At 57.2% G+C, this 4,298-nt stretch carries 1 protein-coding gene; it reads right to left on the reverse strand.

The genetic code is table 11. From position 1 onward, the window contains the following. A partial coding sequence (locus H6F43_RS00070; RefSeq protein WP_347272348.1) for an amino acid adenylation domain-containing protein occupies nt 1–4,274 on the reverse strand: 4,274 nt, incomplete at its 3' end. Between the last annotated feature and the right edge of the window lie 24 nt (nt 4,275–4,298).

The following is a 4,298-nucleotide window of genomic DNA, read 5'->3' on the forward strand; positions in this document are numbered from 1 at the left end:
TCGGACCAGATGGTAACGAGCGTCGTTTCGGTGGGCGATCGCGGTGCCACCTGTGCGGCAGTTTGCAGCGGTTCGTCGGGCGTAGGAAGGGCGCGGCGATCGACTTTTCCATTGGCGGTCAGAGGCAGCGTTTCCAGCACCACAAACGCCGCAGGAACCATGTAGTCTGGCAGCGTCTGCGCTAAATACAGCCGCAGTTGCGGAATCAGTTGACGCGCAAACGCTGCCTGTAACGGTTGGTTGGTGTACGGACCCTGTGGCTGCTGAATCAGCGGCATCGCCACATCCATCACCACGCCGTGGCGAACAAACGCGACATCATAGCGTCCCTCGGCTGGATTCTTTGACCAGGCAATTTCAACTGTGTAAGGTAGCTCAGCCTCTAAATCCCACCAGTTTTGCGGGTCGATCGCCCCGTCCGAGGCGCGTTCTAATTCTTCTCGCATTCGACCAGCCGTTTTGGGGGCGCCAGCGCCAAATAGCCAGCTAGCCGTTTTAACCGCGGCAATGACGCGCGAATTTGGCACATCTGTTAGCCCAAACCAGTCCGGCTGCTGGTCGAGGAGCGATCGACGCACCGCATCCACCGTGAATTCAGGCGTCCACTCAATCCACTCAATTGGGGATTCAGCGCTGGTGTGATCGACGCTAGATTGACCCACATGCAGCAGCACGTTATAGCGAAACTGCGTCATTTCGTTGTGATGGCGACCGCGTGAGAGTTGAACTTGGACCCGTAGAATGCTGAGTCGATCGCGCAATGCCGCAAAAAACGCGGGAGCAATCGCGAGTTCTGGCTCCTCAAAGCGCGATCGTTGGACTCGCTGTCGGAGCTGAGATTTTTCCAGGCTGGAATCTGCCTGATGAAGCTGCACAGACGCATGGAACGCCGTCAGCAGCGGCAAACTCCGCACGTCTCCAATAAATAGAGCGCCGTCTGGAGCAATGATCGATCGTGCCTGTTCCAGCACGTGCTGCAAATACTGCACGTTGGGAAAATACTGCACGACCGAATTGAGAATCACGACATCAAATGATTCGTGCTGAATTCCCTCAAAATCGGTTGCTGCCCGTTGCAGCAGCGTCACGTGCGAGAGACTTTGTGCGGTTAGCTGCTGCTGAATCTGATGCAGCGATTCCGATGAAAAATCTGTTGCCCAATAGTCCGCACAGTGCGGCGCAAGCTGAAACAGCAGCAGCCCAGTGCCACAGCCAATTTCCAGCACCCGTCGAGGCTTCAGCGCCAAAAGTTGCTGGACCCGATCGTGCACCCATTCCTGCATTTGCTCGACGGGAATGGGCTGTCCGGTGTAGCTGCTATTCCAGCCTGTGATATCAAAGGTCGGGTCGCTAGCGGTTTGGCGATACGTCTGGTTGTAGAGCGTTTGCCAATAAGTTAGGTGCTGCATTTGCAGCGGCTCCGCGGCTTCAGCGGTTTGCGGGTGCAGCGTGACGTAGGCAATCAGTCGCTGATCATCCTGACGAACGATCGCGGTTTGTACTGCCGCATGGCGATTCAGCGCCGTCTCAATTTCGCCCAGTTCAATCCGGAAGCCCCGGAGTTTGACTTGATCATCCACGCGATCGAGAAACTCGATCGTGCCGTTGGGACGGTAGCGAACGCGATCGCCAGTTTTATAGAATTTTAAATTTTGAATTTTGAATTTTGAATGGCTATGAGCAGCGTCTAATTCATCATTCAAAATTAAGCATTCAAAATTAACAAAGTGTTCCGCCGTTAAATCGGGGCGATTCAGGTAGCCGCGTGCAATGCCGTCGCCGCTGATGTACAACTCGCCGGGAACACCGATCGGCACGGGCTGACGATGCCCATCTAGAATGTAAACCTGCGTGTTAGCGACGGGGCGACCGATCGTCGGCTTGCCGCTGTTTGGCTGGAGTTGGGCAACCGTTGCCCAGATTGTGGTTTCGGTGGGTCCGTAGGCGTTGAAGAACCGTCGATCGACTGCCCAGCGATCGACAATTTCGCTAGAGCAGGCTTCTCCGCCGGAAATCACCGTTTGCAGATCCGGTAGATGTTCGGCGGGAAGCACCGCTAATACGGCAGGCGGCAAAATCGCGTGGGTAATGCGGCGATCGTGCAGAAATTGGACAAAACTCGTTCCTGGTAAGCGGGCGGATTTGGGCGGAATGTATAGCGTGCCGCCGGAGCCAATCGCCAGGGCAATTTCAAACACAGAGGCATCGAAGCTGAGTGAACTGAACTGCAAAGTGCGGCTCTCGGAGGAGAGGTTAAACACCTGCTGCTGAGCGGCAACAACGTTGCACAATCCTCGATGCTGAAGCATGACGCCTTTTGGCGTGCCCGTCGAGCCTGAGGTATAGATGACATAGGCGAGATTATCTGGCGTCATTTTTACGTCAGGCGCAGTCGGACTCAGGCTGTCGGGCAGCGTGTCCAAACAAACCAGTCTGGCGGGTGAGTCGGGTAGCGCGGACGCCAGCGACGACTGAGTCAGCAGAATGGAAACGTCCGCATCTGCCAGCATGAACCGGAGCCGATCGCTGGGATACTCTGGGTCGAGCGGCACATAGGCGCCGCCCGCTTTGAGCACGCCGAGAATTCCCACCAGCATGTCGGGCGATCGCTCGACGCACAGTCCCACGAGGTGATCAGGACGCACACCTAGCTGGTGCAGATAGTTCGCTAGCTGGTTGGCTTGGCGATCGAGGTCGCGATAGGTCAGCGCTGAGTCGTCGCACACCACCGCGATCGCGTCGGGAGTCGCCTGCGCCTGCGCTTGAAACAGGTGATGAAAACAGGCGGTGCGATCGTACTCCGTCTGCGTCTGATTCCACTCCACCAGTAGCTGCTGCCGCTCTGCGTGGGTCAAAATGGGTAACTCTGCCAATCGCGCTTCTGGCTTGGCAACAATGCCTTCTAGCAGCGTTTGAAACTGTCCGATTAGTCGAGCAACAGTGGCGCGATCGAACAAATCCGTACTGTAGGACACGAAGCCACTTAAGCCGTCGTGGGATTGCCAAACGCGCGTCAGACCGTGCGATCGCTCCCACAAATGCACTTCCAGATCGAACCGTGTTGTGCCCGGATCGAAGCTCATGGGTTGCAGCGTCAAATCGGGCAATTCTAGCGGCTGCATCGGCGCATTCTGCAGCGCAAATCCCACTTGAAACAGCGGATTGCGGCTTAAATTGCGCTCTGGGTCCAAGTCTTCCACCAGTTTCTCAAACGGCAAATCCTGATGCGCGTATGCGCCCAACGCCACATCGCGCACGCGGCTAAGCAATTCTAGAAACGAGGGATTTCCCGACAAATCCGTTCGCAGCACCAGACTGTTGACAAAGAAGCCGATCAAGTCCTCAACTTCGCGGCGATGGCGATTCGCGATCGGCGACCCGATTGCAATATCGTCCTGTCCCGTGTAGCGATACAGCAGCGTCTGAAACGCCGCCAGCAGTGTCATGTACAGCGACACACCCGATCGCTGGCTTAGCGTCTCCAGTGCGTTCGTCAGCTCCGGGGAAAGTTGAATTGGCTGAGTTGCGCCGCGATAGGTCTGGACGGGTGGATGCGGACGATCGGTCGGCAAATTCAGCAGGGGCAGGTCCTGTAAGCGCGATCGCCAGTAGTCCAGTTGCGCCTGCAACACGTCTCCTTGCAACCACGTGCGCTGCCAGTGCGCGAAGTCCGCGTATTGAATCGGCAAATCTGGCAAAACGGCACTCTGTCCCCGCAGCAGCGCCGTATAGAGAACGCCCAGTTCCCGAATCAGCACGCCCAGCGACCAGCCATCCGCCACAATATGATGCAGCGTCAGCAGCAGCGTATGTTCGGTGTCATGCAATTTCAGCAGCTTTACCCGCAGCGGCGCGTCGGTGGTCAGATCAAACGGACGCCGCGCCTCTTCGGTGGCGACGTGCTGCGCCATCGTTTCGCGCTCTGGTTCGGGCACCGATCGCAGATCCACGATCGGCACCGACAGCGTCAGGCTAGGCGCAATTACCTGAACAGGCTGTCCGTCCAGCGTTGTAAACGTGGTCCGCAGCGCTTCGTGGCGGCGGACAATTTCGTTGAACGACTGCTCCAGCACCACAGGATTGAGCTGCCCACTCAGGCGAATTGCCGCAGGCACATTGTAGAAGGGGTTGTGCGGCGCAATTTGCTGAAGAAACCACAGTCGCTGCTGCGCGAACGACACCGGAGAAACGCGATCCCGCGTCACGGGTTGGATGGGGGCGATCGTCACAGTTCCACCTCTTGTCGATTGGTGATGGGTTGCTCCTCGATCCACGCGGCGAGTCCGGCGATCGTCGGA

This window comes from Leptolyngbya sp. FACHB-36 (assembly GCF_014695955.1).
Taxonomy (GTDB): Bacteria; Cyanobacteriota; Cyanobacteriia; order Leptolyngbyales; family Leptolyngbyaceae; genus FACHB-36.